At 63.5% G+C, this 14,181-nt stretch carries 12 protein-coding genes; 9 read left to right on the forward strand and 3 right to left on the reverse strand.

Annotated features, from left to right (window positions below; genetic code table 11):
* Nucleotides 1-13: 13 nt before the first annotated feature.
* A complete protein-coding gene (locus AC24FB_RS00065) occupies nucleotides 14-895 on the forward strand; it encodes a COG1361 family protein (protein ID WP_424796248.1) in 882 nt (293 codons plus the stop codon).
* Between the two features lie 184 nt (nucleotides 896-1,079).
* Here AC24FB_RS00065 and AC24FB_RS00070 read toward each other — a convergent pair whose 3' ends face one another.
* Nucleotides 1,080-1,928: a hypothetical protein gene (locus tag AC24FB_RS00070; RefSeq protein ID WP_424796249.1), complete on the reverse strand. Its 849-nt coding sequence runs from the start codon at nucleotides 1,926-1,928 to the stop codon at nucleotides 1,080-1,082.
* A gap of 225 nt (nucleotides 1,929-2,153) precedes the next feature.
* On the opposite strand from AC24FB_RS00070, the gene AC24FB_RS00075 reads away from it, so the two are divergent.
* On the forward strand, nucleotides 2,154-3,224 hold the full coding sequence (locus AC24FB_RS00075) for a DNA cytosine methyltransferase (protein WP_424796250.1): 1,071 nt from the start codon (nucleotides 2,154-2,156) through the stop codon (nucleotides 3,222-3,224).
* Between the two features lie 584 nt (nucleotides 3,225-3,808).
* Nucleotides 3,809-4,273 (forward strand): DUF6611 family protein, encoded by a 465-nt coding sequence (locus AC24FB_RS00080; protein WP_487561499.1) that lies wholly within the window; start codon nucleotides 3,809-3,811, stop codon nucleotides 4,271-4,273.
* A 27-nt stretch (nucleotides 4,274-4,300) separates the two neighbouring features.
* Here the strand turns inward: AC24FB_RS00080 and AC24FB_RS00085 are convergent, their stop codons facing one another.
* Together AC24FB_RS00085 and AC24FB_RS00090 are read right to left on the reverse strand one after the other, a co-directional pair.
* Nucleotides 4,301-4,654, reverse strand: a complete 354-nt coding sequence (locus tag AC24FB_RS00085; RefSeq protein WP_329864301.1) for a hypothetical protein — start codon at nucleotides 4,652-4,654, stop codon at nucleotides 4,301-4,303.
* Between the two features lie 778 nt (nucleotides 4,655-5,432).
* A complete protein-coding gene (locus AC24FB_RS00090; protein ID WP_424796252.1) occupies nucleotides 5,433-5,993 on the reverse strand; it encodes a hypothetical protein in 561 nt (186 codons plus the stop codon).
* A 370-nt stretch (nucleotides 5,994-6,363) separates the two neighbouring features.
* Here AC24FB_RS00090 and AC24FB_RS00095 point away from each other — a divergent pair, with 370 nt between their 5' ends.
* From AC24FB_RS00095 to AC24FB_RS00120, 6 genes are read left to right on the forward strand one after another with little or no spacing between them, the layout of a single operon-like run.
* The gene (locus AC24FB_RS00095; protein ID WP_425714132.1) at nucleotides 6,364-6,453 is read left to right on the forward strand and encodes a potassium-transporting ATPase subunit F; all 90 of its coding nucleotides are present in this window, start codon (nucleotides 6,364-6,366) and stop codon (nucleotides 6,451-6,453) included.
* Nucleotides 6,453-8,123, forward strand: a complete 1,671-nt coding sequence (kdpA, locus tag AC24FB_RS00100; RefSeq protein WP_329864183.1) for a potassium-transporting ATPase subunit KdpA — start codon at nucleotides 6,453-6,455, stop codon at nucleotides 8,121-8,123. The genes AC24FB_RS00095 and kdpA overlap by 1 nt, the downstream gene beginning before the upstream one ends.
* Before the next feature lie 2 nt (nucleotides 8,124-8,125).
* Nucleotides 8,126-10,282, forward strand: coding sequence for a potassium-transporting ATPase subunit KdpB (kdpB, locus tag AC24FB_RS00105; protein WP_424796253.1), 2,157 nt, complete (start codon nucleotides 8,126-8,128; stop codon nucleotides 10,280-10,282).
* 28 nt (nucleotides 10,283-10,310) lie between these two features.
* A complete protein-coding gene (gene kdpC, locus AC24FB_RS00110) occupies nucleotides 10,311-10,925 on the forward strand; it encodes a potassium-transporting ATPase subunit KdpC (protein ID WP_329864179.1) in 615 nt (204 codons plus the stop codon).
* 2 nt (nucleotides 10,926-10,927) lie between these two features.
* Nucleotides 10,928-13,438 (forward strand): sensor histidine kinase, encoded by a 2,511-nt coding sequence (locus tag AC24FB_RS00115; RefSeq protein WP_424796254.1) that lies wholly within the window; start codon nucleotides 10,928-10,930, stop codon nucleotides 13,436-13,438.
* Entirely contained in the window at nucleotides 13,435-14,127 is a 693-nt protein-coding gene (locus AC24FB_RS00120; RefSeq protein ID WP_424796255.1) for a response regulator transcription factor, read from the forward strand. The genes AC24FB_RS00115 and AC24FB_RS00120 overlap by 4 nt, the downstream gene beginning before the upstream one ends.
* Nucleotides 14,128-14,181: the final 54 nt, after the last annotated feature.

Raw genomic sequence — 14,181 nt, forward strand, 5'->3', positions numbered from 1 at the left:
TAAAGTTGGGAAGGTGAAGAACCCGGCCGCACGCATCGTCTTGTCGGTTGCTGCTGTTGTAGTGGTTGCGTTCGGGCTGTTCTCTGCCAGCGTCGCGATATGGGGCTCGTGGTGGCGGTTCCCCAACATGCCGACCGCCGAAGAATGGTCTGCCATATTCGGAGCGTCAGCTCTGGTTGCGTTGGGGTTCGCTTGGTATCAGATTCGTCAGGTGGATCAGTCGAACAAGGCGCTGATCGCATCGAACGAACTGGCGCGCCAGGTCAACGTCGAAGCCGTCCGACCGAGGGTCCAGGTCGCCCTGGAACCCACTCGTTTCGTTCGAAAGAACCGCGGTGCACCGGCAGAGGGCACGCTTCATATCGCCGTACGAAACATCGGGGTGAGTCCGGCCCACGAGGTGCGGTTGCGCGTGAGCCCGCCGTTCACTTCCCTGGAGAAATTCTTCAAACCTGGAATGATGAACGCACATTTCGCTGAGGTCAACGAGACGTTCAGCGGCAACGTGAGCTTTCGTACGCTCAATCCGGGCAACACATACATCTGGTTCCTGGGTCAAGTACCTGAGTTGTTTGACGACGCGTCGGGAATCCCGCGCCGCTGGGAAGTCGAAGCCGAGTACACCGGAACGGCATCTCCAGAACCGTTCCACGAAACGTTTGTACTCGACCTCGACGTCGAGAAGCGCATCGAGTTGCCTATCGATCCACTCGTGCGTATTGGCAAGGACATCGAGGCCGTCGGAAGCAAGCTCGAAGCAATCAAGGGCGTTGTTCCGAAGAAGCTCACGCTCAGCGACGATTCCTTCGAGGCACTTGGGAGGCGCAGCCGCGGGATACGATCTTCGGCGGTCGGTGCACGGCGAGCGCCATCTTGGCTGCGAAGACCCCGTTGACATCGAGGTGGTTGCGCGCGTAGCTCCTCAGGGACCTGTTCGGGTTGCAGACACAGGCTGAGGGTAGCGCCAAATGAGCCTCCAGTTGCGGCGGCAATCCGCGAGGTATTGCGCCCGCGGCCGCGTCCGGCTCCAAGTCGCTGGTCAACACGATCACCCTCCACGCCTTCGGTGGCCGAGCCGCTCAGCTACGGGTATGCGTTACGCGCCGGAGGTCATACAGCCGGAATGCTTCGCTCAGGGTCATGGTCGCCGCTGCGATAGCAGGGCCGACATCGTTGTCGAGGTCTCCGCGTAGCCGCACGATCGAACCGCCCGACTCCTCGCGTACGACCTCATTTCGGTCGAGTCGCATGACGCCGAAATGATATTGCGCGTGGGCAGCCGCGCTGCCTGATCGCCAGATTGCCTGCGTCGCACCGATGAGCAGGTCGTCATCGACGCCGTGCATGTGCTGTGCGACCCAGTCGATCGCCCCGGTCTGATGGAACCGAATCTTCGTGACGTCCTCTCGCAGGCCGAGCGCAGTCGCGACCTTCTGCAAGCTGGCTTGCCGCTCGCGCAGTTGCTCCAGGAGGCCCGTACGAACCTCCTCAGGTTTGCCTTCCGGGATCTGCATATCGCGGCAGGATGTGACCTGAACACGAAGGTCGTCGGCGCGGAGCCTGAGCGCCCGCTCGCGACGTTCTTGCCGCGTTGGCGGTGCGAGGACCCACACCGCGTTCACCGCCGCGACGAACGCGGTCCGCGCAACGGTCATGTAGGCCGTCGGGTACATCGTGCTTGTTGCCCGCATGGCATCGATCGCGAAATCCAAGTGCTCGGAGGAGATGCACATCGAGTACCAGACGGGGTTCTCGACACTCAATCCGTCGACGGAGTCAGCTGCGAGCGAGCTTCCAGGCTCGGGCGACATCGGATTCTCTGCACGCTTACGCCAGGCATCGACCGCTTCCGAGATGCGGTCCAGACGCCTAAGCCACTCATTGTTCTCGGGCGGTGGAGGCTGCCGCCCGGGTCGCCGCTTCGTCATAGCCGCACCATATCTCCGTTCCCACGCGCACCTTCGCGACCCGCTCTACCGCGACCTGCAAGACGCGTGGTAACTCCGAGGGGCGGTCGGAACGACCTGCATGAGCGGTGACGGTTCGACCGGCTCAGGATGGTCGATGGGGGGCGAGCACCTGGCAGGTGACCAGCCTGGTGTCGAGTTCGCGAGTGGACCACGGCCAGGGATCACGAACCTGTCGGAGTCCTGATGCGCCAGCCGAACAACGATCACCGTCTGCGGGTCGGGTCACTGTTCTCCGGGTATGGCGGTCTCGACCTCGCCGTCGAGGAAGTCTTCGACGCCCGCACGATCTGGTTCTCCGAAATCAACGAACCTGTTGCCCGTGTCTTCGCCCACCATTGGCCCGACGCTCCGAACCTCGGCGACATCACCACGATCGACTGGCAGACCGTCGAGCCAGTCGATGTGCTCTGCGGCGGGTTCCCTTGTCAGGACGTCTCCACGGTTGGCAAGATGGCCGGCCTTGCCCCCGGTACCCGATCCGGTCTCTGGGCACACATGGCGACCGCGATCGAGAAGCTGCAACCAGAGTGGGTCGTCATCGAGAACGTACGCGGCCTGCTTACCGCAACCGCGTCCCGCCCGGCCCCGGAAGGAGACGACGATGGACGACGCAACCCCGAACCTGAAACCCCCGCAGGTGCAACCCTTCGCGGTGTGGAGCCCGACCCGTGGGGTCTGGGAGACCAGCCAGCCCGACCTCTACGGGCACTTGGCGCCGTACTCGGAGACCTGGCCGACCTCCGGTATGATGCGAGATGGATCGGCCTACCCGCGTCCGCAATCGGCGCACCACACCCCCGGTTCCGCATCTTCATCCTCGCGAACCGTACTGTTCCGAACGCCGCTCGCCTCCGACTCCGCCAGGGGCGGGGAGACTCTGGATCTGGTGAAGGCCAGGCGTGGCACGATCGCCCTAAGCCATCAGGTGATAGACCTCGCGACCAGGCGCAGTCGTCGGTCGTCGGAGGCAACCTTCGCGCTGATCGCCGAGTTTTTCGGCAGTGGGGACGATACGGCCCAGCCATCTTCCGATGGGAACGAATCATGGGACGAGTAGCGCCGGCGCCGACAGTACTGAACGACAGAACCGGACCACGCCCCGCCCCAGCGTTTGTGGAGTGGATCATGGGCCTGGACGCTGGTTGGGTGACCGACCCCGCGCTTGCGCTCACGCAATCGCAGCAACTTGCGGCGTTAGGTAATGGCGTCTTGCCAAAGCAGGCCGAAGCTGCCCTCCGAGCGCTGATCGGATGACAGCAGGGCGAATTGTCAAAGCAGCATGTATGCCTTGGTCGGAAATGGCGCGACGATGGGTCGGCGGTAGGTGGCGACGATCACAGTCTGGGACCATACAACGACAAGTTCCGAGCGGTGGTGGGCGGGCCTCGACTGCGGGCTCATTCGGAGCGCGTGGTGGCCTGTCGTCGCAGCAGTGACCCACACGGCAATCGGTGGGGTTGTTTCGCGATTCGTCGTGGCGATCGTCGTTACCGCCATCGTTGCGGCGTTGCTCGTTGCGCTTCGCGCGCAAGCCTCCGACACTGCCTCTCAAGTAGCCGAGAAGTGGGCTGAGTTGTGCTCCATTGACCGACTCGCGGATCTGTGAAGCGAGACTTGATCGACGACTGCCATCAGCGCCACAGAGACACCTAATGGTGTCAGCAGCGCGTGTGGAAAACCGCCGATCAGGCGGGAGGCTTGTATGAGTTCCGTTTGGAGTGCTATACCGCGGCGAAAGCCTCAGCGACGATCACCGTGTGACTCCTGCAGATTCCTCCGCTCCTCCTCGTCCCTTTCATACCTCAAGGGCCGTTGACAAGGTTCCTCGCTGGGGATATGTGTCGCACGCGGTCGGCCGGTACGGTGCATCGTACTCGCGGCTGGTGGTTTATCCACCGAATGCGGACGAACGAACGCGACGGTTCGCGGAGGCTTGTCGTCTTTTCGTGCCGATTGCCGCTGGCGGCGGCCTGGTGGTGGGGCTTCTGCTGGCAGGAGTAGGCGCCCCCTTGGGGGCTAGTGCGTTGCTAATCGCAGGTGTCCTGCTCCCAGTGGGCGGCTATCTCGCTCTTCGTTCAGCTCCGGTGCGCCGATGCTCCGTCATGCTCTGGTCCTCGTGCTTTGCTTTTCACCCTGACGCGCGGGACGCGGAACGAGAAGAGGGTCTGTTGCTTTTTTCGCGGGTGCTCGAGGGCGCATCGCGATCGTTACGCCGTGGCGAGATGTCATCGGCGTCTTTCTACCGCGTATGGCAGGCGATCTACGATGAAGTAGCCGAGATGAACGCTTCCCGGATCGAGTAGGCCGAAGAAGCACGCGCATGGATACGTTTAGCTGAGAGCTTCGGATACGACGTCGCGGATCGAGCTTTGCACGATCTCTGACCACTTCAGAAGGAAGCTTCCCTCGATTGGGTTGTCGCGGAGTCTTTCGCAGATGCGATCTCGCAGCACAGTGGGGTCTGCTGTCCTATCGAGGACGATCGCGGTGACGCACACTGACCGGCCCGCGGTCATCTCGATGTCTGCGTGGATGCGGGTGATCGCAGATGACGCCAGCCTGGCCAGGCGTTGGGTGTGCTGGGGTGCGCCCGTGTCGAGGACGAAGAGCAGGTGGCTCAGACGGGGGAGCTGCTCGCCGAGGATGCGCGCGAGGTTCCGCTCATCCTTGAGCCGGCTGCGCATCTTCGCTGGAGATGCCGTGTCCGCCGTGGGGAGGTGGATGCATCCGACTACACCGCGTATCCGTTCGGGTACGAAGTTCGCTTGCGATGCGGGTGGGTGATTGAGCGTGCCGGTGGTCGCGATGAGGTCGTGCAGAGCAGGGTGCTCGTCGCCGCGGACGAGTATCGTCGGTACCGATCGAGCACTCTCAGCCGTGTTGGCGTCGGCCTCCGTGTGCCTGTCACATGGGGGCCGTGTTATTTCATGCACCGCGCGCCCCATGTGGTGTCGTCGACATCTCCGGTTCGGGCCGTCGAGGTGTGCGGTCGCACTTGACTCAAAGCGACTGTCGACGCGCATCGGAACGCGATCACGGCCCCGGGTTCCGTGCCGGCTGGGATCCGAACATCAATGGATACCTGGTCTGCGCCGGTGACAGTGACGGTTCGCGTCTTCTTCGGTGGACGGGCGCCCACGATGTGGGTCTGCGTGATCACGGAGGCGATCTCCTGGAGGCTCGCGTCGATGGTGATCTCCCGGCGATGTCCGTGTGGTTCGCCGGAAACGGCCGTGACGCGCGTGAGTACCCATGTGAAGTGAGTATCGCGCTGTCTGATGTCCACGGCGGACGTGACGAGCACGCTGGGGGTTCCACGCGATGACGCCAGTTGTGCCAACGACCGGCCGGTGACCACCACATCATCTGCAGTGACGACGGCTCTCCTGTCTCGGCGGTGGATGTCTCGCGCTTGCGCTGCGTGGCGAAGTGCGCGAGCACTCAGGATGCTGTGAAGGAGGCTCATGAAAGCTCTTCTCCAGTCTCCGAGACGGTGCCGCTGCTTCGAAGCTCTGTTGCGTGGCTGGGGCGGAGCTGGGCGAGGGAGATCGAGCTGCGGGATGGGACGGCGAGGAGGTCACCGGCATGGAGGTCGCTCGGCAGTGCAGCAACCGGGTAGGGCAACGCCGGCGCGCCGAGCTCTCCCGGGATGAGTTCGAACGATTGCAGACGTGCGATGGATACCCGCCCGATCAGACGGCACTCGCTCCAGCAGGCGTCAAGGTTAGTGCCCCAGGAATCCGTCAGCGCGATCGCGCGATGCTCCGGCGTGTCGACGATGACCGTGATCTTCATGGCCACCACAGTCCTGGTTCCCGTCAACTCCGGGTGACGCGAGTCCAGGATGGGATCGTCGCCAGTGAGCACGCACGGCGTTCCGCAGAGGTCGACGTACTGGCGCAGCGAGATTCCACTCACAGTGACATCGTCGGTGGTTGCTTCGGTGTGCGCGGGCCACTCGGCAAGAGCTATCGGGGTGGGAAGGCTTCGCCGGAGGGTGGGGAGTATCTCAGTCAGGGTCACTCTTCCGTCTTAGGACGCGTAGGGGGTTGTGCGGAAGGAGCGTAAACGGAACCCATACGGCGATCGCCCAAATCCTTACGGTCACCGCCGCCGGCCCGGGTACACAACGGTGACGGCCCTGCTTCTGGACGCCCTGGTGTAAGGGGAGCGTTAGGTTCCCGTGCCTTCCTGTATGGGTTCCGTTAGGGCCCCGTTTTTGCGGTGTCAGGAGGTGTTTGATCGGGAGTTGCGCTTGGAATTGGGCGTGCGGCTGCGGTCTTGCTGTCGCTGTTCTCCGAATGGAGTTTGTTGTGCTTGACATTGTCTACGTGCTGGGCGTGATCGTCCTGTTCGTAGTCGTTGGCTTGGTCGGGAAGGCGGTGGAGAAGCTGTGATCGTGTTCGAGTTTCTTGCTGCTGCTCTCGGGGTCGCGGCTGTGTTCTATCTCGTGTTCGCTCTCGTGAAGCCGGAGCGTTTCTGATGGAGTGGGGTTTGCTTATCGCGAGCGTCGCCACGCTCGTCCTCGCCCTGGGGTTGCTGTACCGGCCTGTGGGCGACTATATGGCTTGGGTGTTCACGACCCGGAAGGACTGGAAAGTCGAACGGGGAATCTACAAAGTCATCGGGGTCGATCCGTCTCAGGAGCAGTCCTGGCAGGCGTATCTGCGTTCTGTCCTGTACTTCTCGATCGTCGGCGTTCTGCTGCTGTTCTTGATGCAGCGCACGCAGCAGTGGCTGCCGTACTCCCTCGGTAACGAGAACGTCGAGCCGGGTGTTGCGTTCAACACCGCGATCTCCTTCGTGACGAACACGAACTGGCAGGCGTATTCGGGTGAGGACCTCGCCTACACGGTTCAGTTCGCTGGCCTTGCCGTACAGAACTTCGTCTCCGCTGCGACGGGTATCGCTGTCGCCGTGGCGCTCGTTCGCGGGTTCGCGTACCGCAGATCGGGAACGATCGGGAACTTCTGGGTCGACCTCATCCGCGGCACGTTCCGCATCCTCCTGCCGATCTCGATCGTCGGCGCGATCGTACTAATCGCGGGCGGCGTCGTGCAGAACTTCAACGGCTACGTCGATGTGACCACCATCACCGGTGGAACGCAGACCATCCCGGGTGGCCCCGTTGCCTCTCAGGAGGTCATCAAGGAGCTCGGCACGAACGGTGGCGGTTTCTACAACGCGAACGCTTCGCATCCGTTCGAGAACCCGACGGGGTGGACGAGCCTGTTCCAGGCGTTCCTGATCCTGCTGATCCCGTTCTCGCTTCCGCGCACGTTCGGGAAGATGGTTGGCGACAATCGTCAGGGATACGCGATCCTCGCCGCGATGGGCACCCTGTATCTGGTCTCGGTGAGCGCGCTGGCAGCATTCGAGTTCGCCGGACAGGGTACTGCGCCGGAACTGGCCGGGGCCGCGATGGAAGGGAAGGAAGCCCGATTCGGACTCGTGCAATCTGTTCTCTATGCGGCGACGACCACGTTGACCTCGACCGGGTCGGTGAACTCGATGCACGACTCGTACACCGGGCTGGGCGGGATGATCCCGATGGTCAACATGCTGCTGGGCGAGATCGCTCCCGGTGGTGTCGGAGCCGGCCTGTACGGGATGCTGATCATCGCGGTGATCGCCGTGTTCGTTGCGGGGCTGCTCGTTGGCCGCACCCCTGAATACCTCGGGAAGAAGATCGGGCCGCGGGAGATGAAGCTTGCGAGCATGTACATCCTCGTCATGCCGATCCTCGTCCTCGGTGGTGTCGCATTGAGCTTCGCCATCCCGGCCCTTCGAGACAGCATCGTGAACGAATCGCTCACGAACACCGGCTCGCACGGCCTGTCCGAGGTGATCTACGCCTTCGCATCGGGCGCGAACAACAACGGCTCCGCATTCGCAGGGTTGACCGCCAGCACCCCGTGGCTGACCGCCGCGATCGGTGTCGCGATGCTGTTCGGCCGGTTCATCCCGATCGCTCTCGTCCTCGCGCTGGCCGGTTCCCTCGCCGCACAGGACAAGGTTCCCGCAACGGCCGGAACCTTGCCTACACACCGTCCGTTGTTCGTCGGTCTGACCGTCGGTACCGCGGTTCTGGTGACTGCTCTCGTTTTCTTCCCCGTTCTCACGCTGGGTCCCCTGGCGGAAGGGCTGCTGTAAACATGTCCACCATTACCCCAACCCCTCTGGCCGAAGCGCCGCACGCGACCACTCGCGCGCCACGCAAGACGCTCACCTGGGCACAGATCCGCACCGCCCTCCCGGGAGCGCTCCGCAAGCTCAATCCGCGCGCGCAGTGGCGAAACCCCGTGATGTTTATCGTGTGGGTGGGCGCCGCCCTCACCACCCTCCTCGCTGTCGCCGAACCTTTCCTGGGCGGACCCGCCGAGTCGGGCGGGACGAGTGTTCCTTGGTCGTTCACCTGGATCATCGCCGTATGGCTCTGGCTCACGGTCCTGTTCGCGAATCTCGCCGAGTCGATCGCCGAAGGTCGCGGTAAGGCCCAGGCCGACACATTACGCAAAACCCGCACCAGCACCACCGCACACCATGTCGCCGACTACCAACCTGGTGCAGATCCAGCCGCCGAGCGAGCCGCCATAAAGGACCTATCCTCGGCAGACCTGCGATTGGGCGACACGGTTGTTGTGTCCGCTGGTGAGCTGATCCCCGGCGATGGCGACATCGTGTGGGGCATCGCAAGCGTGGACGAATCGGCCATCACCGGTGAATCCGCACCCGTTATTCGCGAGTCCGGTGGCGACCGATCCGCCGTCACCGGCGGTACCCGCGTGCTGTCCGACCGTATCGTCGTGCGAATCACTTCCAAGCCGGGCGAAACGTTCGTAGACCGGATGATCGCGCTCGTCGAAGGCGCCGCCCGTCAGCGCACCCCGAACGAGATCGCGCTGAACATCCTGCTCGCGTCGTTGTCGATCGTCTTCGTCGTCGTCGCGCTCACGCTCAACCCGATCGCGTCCTATCCGGCGAGCCCCGCCAGCATCACCGTCCTCGTCGCCCTTCTGGTGTGCCTCATTCCGACGACGATCGGCGCGTTGCTGTCCGCGATCGGTATCGCGGGGATGGACCGGCTCGTTCAGCGCAATGTGCTGGCCATGTCTGGACGTGCGGTGGAAGCTGCCGGTGACGTGACCACGCTATTGCTGGATAAGACAGGAACCATCACCTACGGCAACCGTCGAGCGACAGCCTTCGTTCGCCTGGACGGTGTCCGCGAGCAGGAACTCATCGAAACGGCCGCGCTGTCTTCGCTCGCCGACCCGACTCCAGAAGGGAAGTCGATCGTTGACCTTGCCCGCGCGGAGGGCGTCGACGTGGGTGCTGCACCGCGCGGAGAGATCGTCCCGTTCACCGCTCAAACGCGGATGTCCGGGCTCGACGTGCCCGACGGCACCCAGATCCGCAAGGGAGCCGGTTCCGCGATCACCGCGTGGCTGGAAGAAGACGGGACGCGGCTTCCCAGCAGCGAACTGGCAGAGCTCGATGAGCATGTCGAACACATCTCCCGATCCGGCGGCACCCCCCTCGTTGTCGCCGTCAAAGCGGCGACTGGCGAACGTCGAGTCCTCGGCGTGATCCACCTCAAGGACATCGTCAAGGAGGGCCTGACCGAGCGGTTCGCCGAGTTGCGTGCAATGGGCATCCGGACCGTGATGGTCACCGGGGACAACCCGTTGACCGCGGCGGCGATCGCGAAGGAAGCCGGCGTCGACGACTTCCTTGCCGAAGCGACACCGGAACAGAAGCTCGCCTTTATCCGCAAGGAGCAGGAGGGCGGCAACCTCGTCGCGATGACCGGTGACGGCACCAACGACGCCCCCGCGCTCGCGCAGGCTGACGTCGGTGTCGCGATGAATACGGGGACCTCGGCAGCCAAAGAGGCCGGCAACATGGTCGATCTCGACTCCGACCCGACCAAGCTCATCGACATCGTCGCCATCGGCAAGCAGCTGCTCATCACCCGGGGCGCGTTGACCACGTTCTCGATCGCGAACGACATCGCGAAGTACTTCGCGATCATCCCCGCAATCTTCATGGGTGTGTTCCCCGGCCTTGCGGTGTTGAACATCATGGGTCTGCACTCACCTGCATCTGCAGTGCTGTCCGCAGTGATCTTCAACGCGATCGTGATCGTGTTCCTCGTGCCCCTCGCGCTGCGCGGAGTCAAATACCGGCCGATGAACGCATCGAAGATCCTCGGCCGCAACCTCGCCATCTATGGGCTCGGCGGCATCATCGCCCCCTTTATCGGGATCTGGCTCATCGACCTGTTCGTGCGCCTCATCCCCGGCTTCTGACACTCTCAACCAAAGGAATGAAATCATCATGAATGCTGCCACGCGCAGCAGCGGACGGACACTGTGGGTCGCCACACGTGCGCTGCTCATGTTCACCGTCGTCCTCGGGGTCGGCTACACGCTTCTGATCACCGGAATCGGACAACTTGCCTTCCCCTCTCAAGCGAACGGATCACCGCTCAGCAACAGTGACGGCGAGGCCGTTGGTTCATCCCTCATCGGCCAGTCCTTCACAGACGCGGAAGGCGATCCGCTGCCGGAGTATTTCCAGTCGCGACCCTCGGCCGCCGGCGACGGCTACGACGGCACCTCCTCCTCGGGAACGAACTGGGGGCCCGAGAACGAGGAACTGATCGGCGCGATCACCGAACGCAAGGCCGAGATCGCAGCGTTCAACGGTGTCGACCCGGATCAGGTGCCCGCAGACGCGGTCACCGCTTCCAGTTCCGGTCTCGATCCCCACATTAGTCCCGCCTACGCGGCGATCCAGATCCAGCGCGTCGCCGACGCGCGCGGCCTGCCCCTGGGACAAGTTCAGGAACTCGTGGCTGAATGGACAAAGGAACCTGATCTGGGATACCTCGGCGACCGCGTCGTGAACGTGGTGGAGCTGAACCTGGCGCTGGACGAGCTGGAGGACTGACCATGACGACACGGGGGCGGTTACGCGTGCTGCTCGGCGCCGCCCCCGGCGTCGGCAAAACCTACACCATGCTCGAAGAAGGCCGACGGCTCCTGGGCGAAGGACGCGACGTCGTGATCGGGATCGTCGAAACACACGGCCGCGCAGCCACGGCACGCATGACCGACGGTATCCCGTCGACCCCGCGGGCAATGATCGCTCACCGTGGCGTCGAGCTGGAGGAGATGGACCTCGACACAGTCCTGCAACGCGCCCCCGAAATCGTGCTGGTCGACGAACTCGCGCATACGAACGCTCCCGGCTCCCGGAACGAGAAGCGCTGGGAGGACGTGGATGCGCTCTTAAAGGCCGGAATCGACGTCATCTCGACGGTCAATATCCAACACATCGAGTCCCTCAACGATGTCGTCGAGCAGATCACCGGTGTTCCGCAACGAGAGACCGTGCCCGACAGTTTCCTCCGCCAATCAGACCAGATCGAAGTCATCGATCTGGCCCCTCAAGCGCTGCGTGACCGCCTCACCGGCGGCTTCGTCTATCCTGCCGAGCGCATCGACGCGGCATTGTCCAACTACTTCCGACTCGGGAACCTCACCGCACTGCGCGAACTCGCCCTGTTATGGCTCGCAGACGAAGTCGACCAAGCGTTGAAGAGCTACCGTCAAGAACACGACATCGATAGCAAATGGGAAGCCCGCGAACGCGTCGTCGTCGCACTTACAGGTGGCCCCGAAGGAGAGACTCTCCTCCGACGAGGCGCACGAGTTGCCGCACGATCCGCAGGCGGCGAGCTCATCGCCGTGCACGTCACCAGCCAAGACGGCCTCCGTGCAGGGAACCCCGTAGCTCTGGCACAACAACGAGCCCTTGTGGAGAAGCTCGGCGGGACGTACCACCAGGTGGTCGGCGCCGACATCCCTGCCGCTCTGGTCGAATTCGCGCGATCCCTCAACGCCACCCAACTCGTTCTCGGCGTCAGCCGACGCGGACGACTCGCCGCAGCTCTCACCGGCCCCGGCATCGGTGCCACGACTATTCGAGAATCAGGCGACATCGACGTCCACATCGTCACCCACTTCGCTGCTGGCGGACGATTCACCCTGCCCCCTATCGGCGGCGCGCTCACCCTCAAACGCCGTCTTCTCGGATTTCTGCTCGCGTTCCTGGGCGGCCCCGCACTCACCGCCCTTCTCGTCACCCTCCGATCTGATGAGTCGATCACGAGCGACGTCCTCAGCTACCAACTCCTCGTTGTTGTCGTCGCACTCGTCGGCGGCATCTGGCCCGCCCTGTTCGCCGCGGTACTTTCCGGCATCACACTCGACTTCTTCTTCATTGAGCCGTTCCACACCATCACCATCGCCGACCCTCTGCACGCCTTGGCGCTCCTCCTCTACGTCACCATCGCCGCGTTGGTGAGCTTCGTCGTCGACCGGGCAGCCAGGCGCACCCGAGCTGCCCGCCGCGCCGCCGCAGAATCCGAGCTCATCCAGACCATCGCTGGAAGTGTGCTCCGCGGAGACAACGCAATCCAGGCACTCGTCGACCGCACCCGCGAGGCATTCCACCTCCCCGGCGTCCGCGTCACACTCGCAGACCGCGTCATCGCCACGGCCGGAGAACCTGTCGCCGACGGCAATCACACCGTCATCCTGCTCTCTGAAGGCGGCAGTCTCGAACTCCACGGCGCCGACCTTCCCGCCTCCGAACGTCGACTCCTCACCGTCGTCGCCGCCCAGATCAGCGCCGCTCTCGAACATCAAAGACTCACCGCCACCGCGGAGGAGATCGAGCCGATTGCCGCCTCCGACCGCGTCCGCGGCGCACTCCTATCTGCATTGAGTCACGACCTGCGGCGCCCCCTGGCCGCCGCATCCGCCGCGGTCGGTGGGCTCCGCGCGGCTGGAAAGAAGCTCTCCTCCGAAGACAAGCGCGAACTCCTGGACACCGCGGACGACAGCCTCACCGCACTTGCCGCGCTCGTCAGCGACCTCCTCGATGTGAGTCGCCTCCAGGCTGGCGCTCTCACCCTCACCACAATGCCCACCGACCCCGCCGAGGCGATCGCGCCCGCTCTCGACGAGTTGAAACTCGGCCCGTCAGACATCCGCCTCGCGCTCGGCCACGAAAACAGCACCGCAGAAGCGGACCCCGTCCTGTTGCAGCGCGTCATCGTCAATCTGCTCGCCAACGCCACCAGGTACTCGCCACCGGACCAGCCGGTAACTGTCACCACCAGCACCTTCGACCAACGGCTGGAGATCCGGATCATCGATCACGGCCCAGGAGTCACACCCGACAGGCACGACGACATCTTCCTGCCCTTCCAACGGCTCGGAGACACTGACAACACCAGTGGCCTCGGCCTCGGCCTCGCCCTCTCCCGAGGATTCATCGAAGCCATGCACGGCACACTCACTCCCGAAGACACACCCGGCGGCGGCCTGACCATGGTGATCTCCATCCCGATCCACCTCACGACATCATCCCCGTCACAGGAGGAACAGGCTTGAAGATCCTCATCGCCGACGACGACCCCCAGATCCTTCGCGCGCTCCGCATCACCCTGAGCGCAAAGGGGTACGAGATCGTGACCGCCACAGACGGCGCTCAAGCCGTCAGAGCGGCCATCGACGAGCACCCCGACGTTTATCTTCTCGACCTTGGCATGCCACAACTCAATGGCATCGAAGTCATCCAGGGCATCCGGGGCTGGTCTCAAGCACCCATTCTCGTCGTCTCCGGCCGTGCGGGAGCATCTGACAAAGTCGAAGCACTCGACGCAGGCGCCGACGACTACGTCACCAAACCTTTCTCCGTGGACGAACTTCTCGCCCGTATTCGCGCGCTCACCCGCCGCGTCCCTCAAGAAGAAGCGCTGCCGTCTGTCCGGCTCGGCAACGTCACCATCGACCTTGCTGCACGAAGCGTCACCAAGGAGTCACCCGCCGGACGACGACAAATCCGCCTCACGCCCACCGAATGGCAAGTGATCGAGATCCTCATCCGAAACACCGGCAAGCTCGTCACGCGACAAACACTCCTCACCAGTATTTGGGGCACCGAGCACGCGGAAGACACCGGCTACCTTCGCCTCTACGTCTCACAACTCCGCAGGAAAATCGAAACAGACCCCTCCAAGCCGAACCACATCATTACTGAACCAGGCATGGGATACCGCCTCGACAACGTGGAAGGCTGAGCCGTGCATGCACGGCTCACACAGTTGCCGCCGGGGTTGGCGAGCAGCATCTAG

It is taken from the genome of Georgenia sp. Z1344 (assembly GCF_057652375.1).

Bases quoted from the DNA above. Each gene is read 5' to 3' on its own strand.
- AC24FB_RS00070 (WP_424796249.1), bottom strand. From the start codon at position 1,928: ATGACGAAGCGGCGACCCGGGCGGCAGCCTCCACCGCCCGAGAACAAT.
- AC24FB_RS00075 (WP_424796250.1), top strand. From the start codon at position 2,154: ATGCGCCAGCCGAACAACGATCACCGTCTGCGGGTCGGGTCACTGTTC.
- AC24FB_RS00085 (WP_329864301.1), bottom strand. From the start codon at position 4,654: ATGCGCAGCCGGCTCAAGGATGAGCGGAACCTCGCGCGCATCCTCGGC.
- kdpA (WP_329864183.1), top strand. From the start codon at position 6,453: ATGGAGTGGGGTTTGCTTATCGCGAGCGTCGCCACGCTCGTCCTCGCC.
- kdpB (WP_424796253.1), top strand. From the start codon at position 8,126: ATGTCCACCATTACCCCAACCCCTCTGGCCGAAGCGCCGCACGCGACC.
- kdpC (WP_329864179.1), top strand. From the start codon at position 10,311: ATGAATGCTGCCACGCGCAGCAGCGGACGGACACTGTGGGTCGCCACA.
- AC24FB_RS00115 (WP_424796254.1), top strand. From the start codon at position 10,928: ATGACGACACGGGGGCGGTTACGCGTGCTGCTCGGCGCCGCCCCCGGC.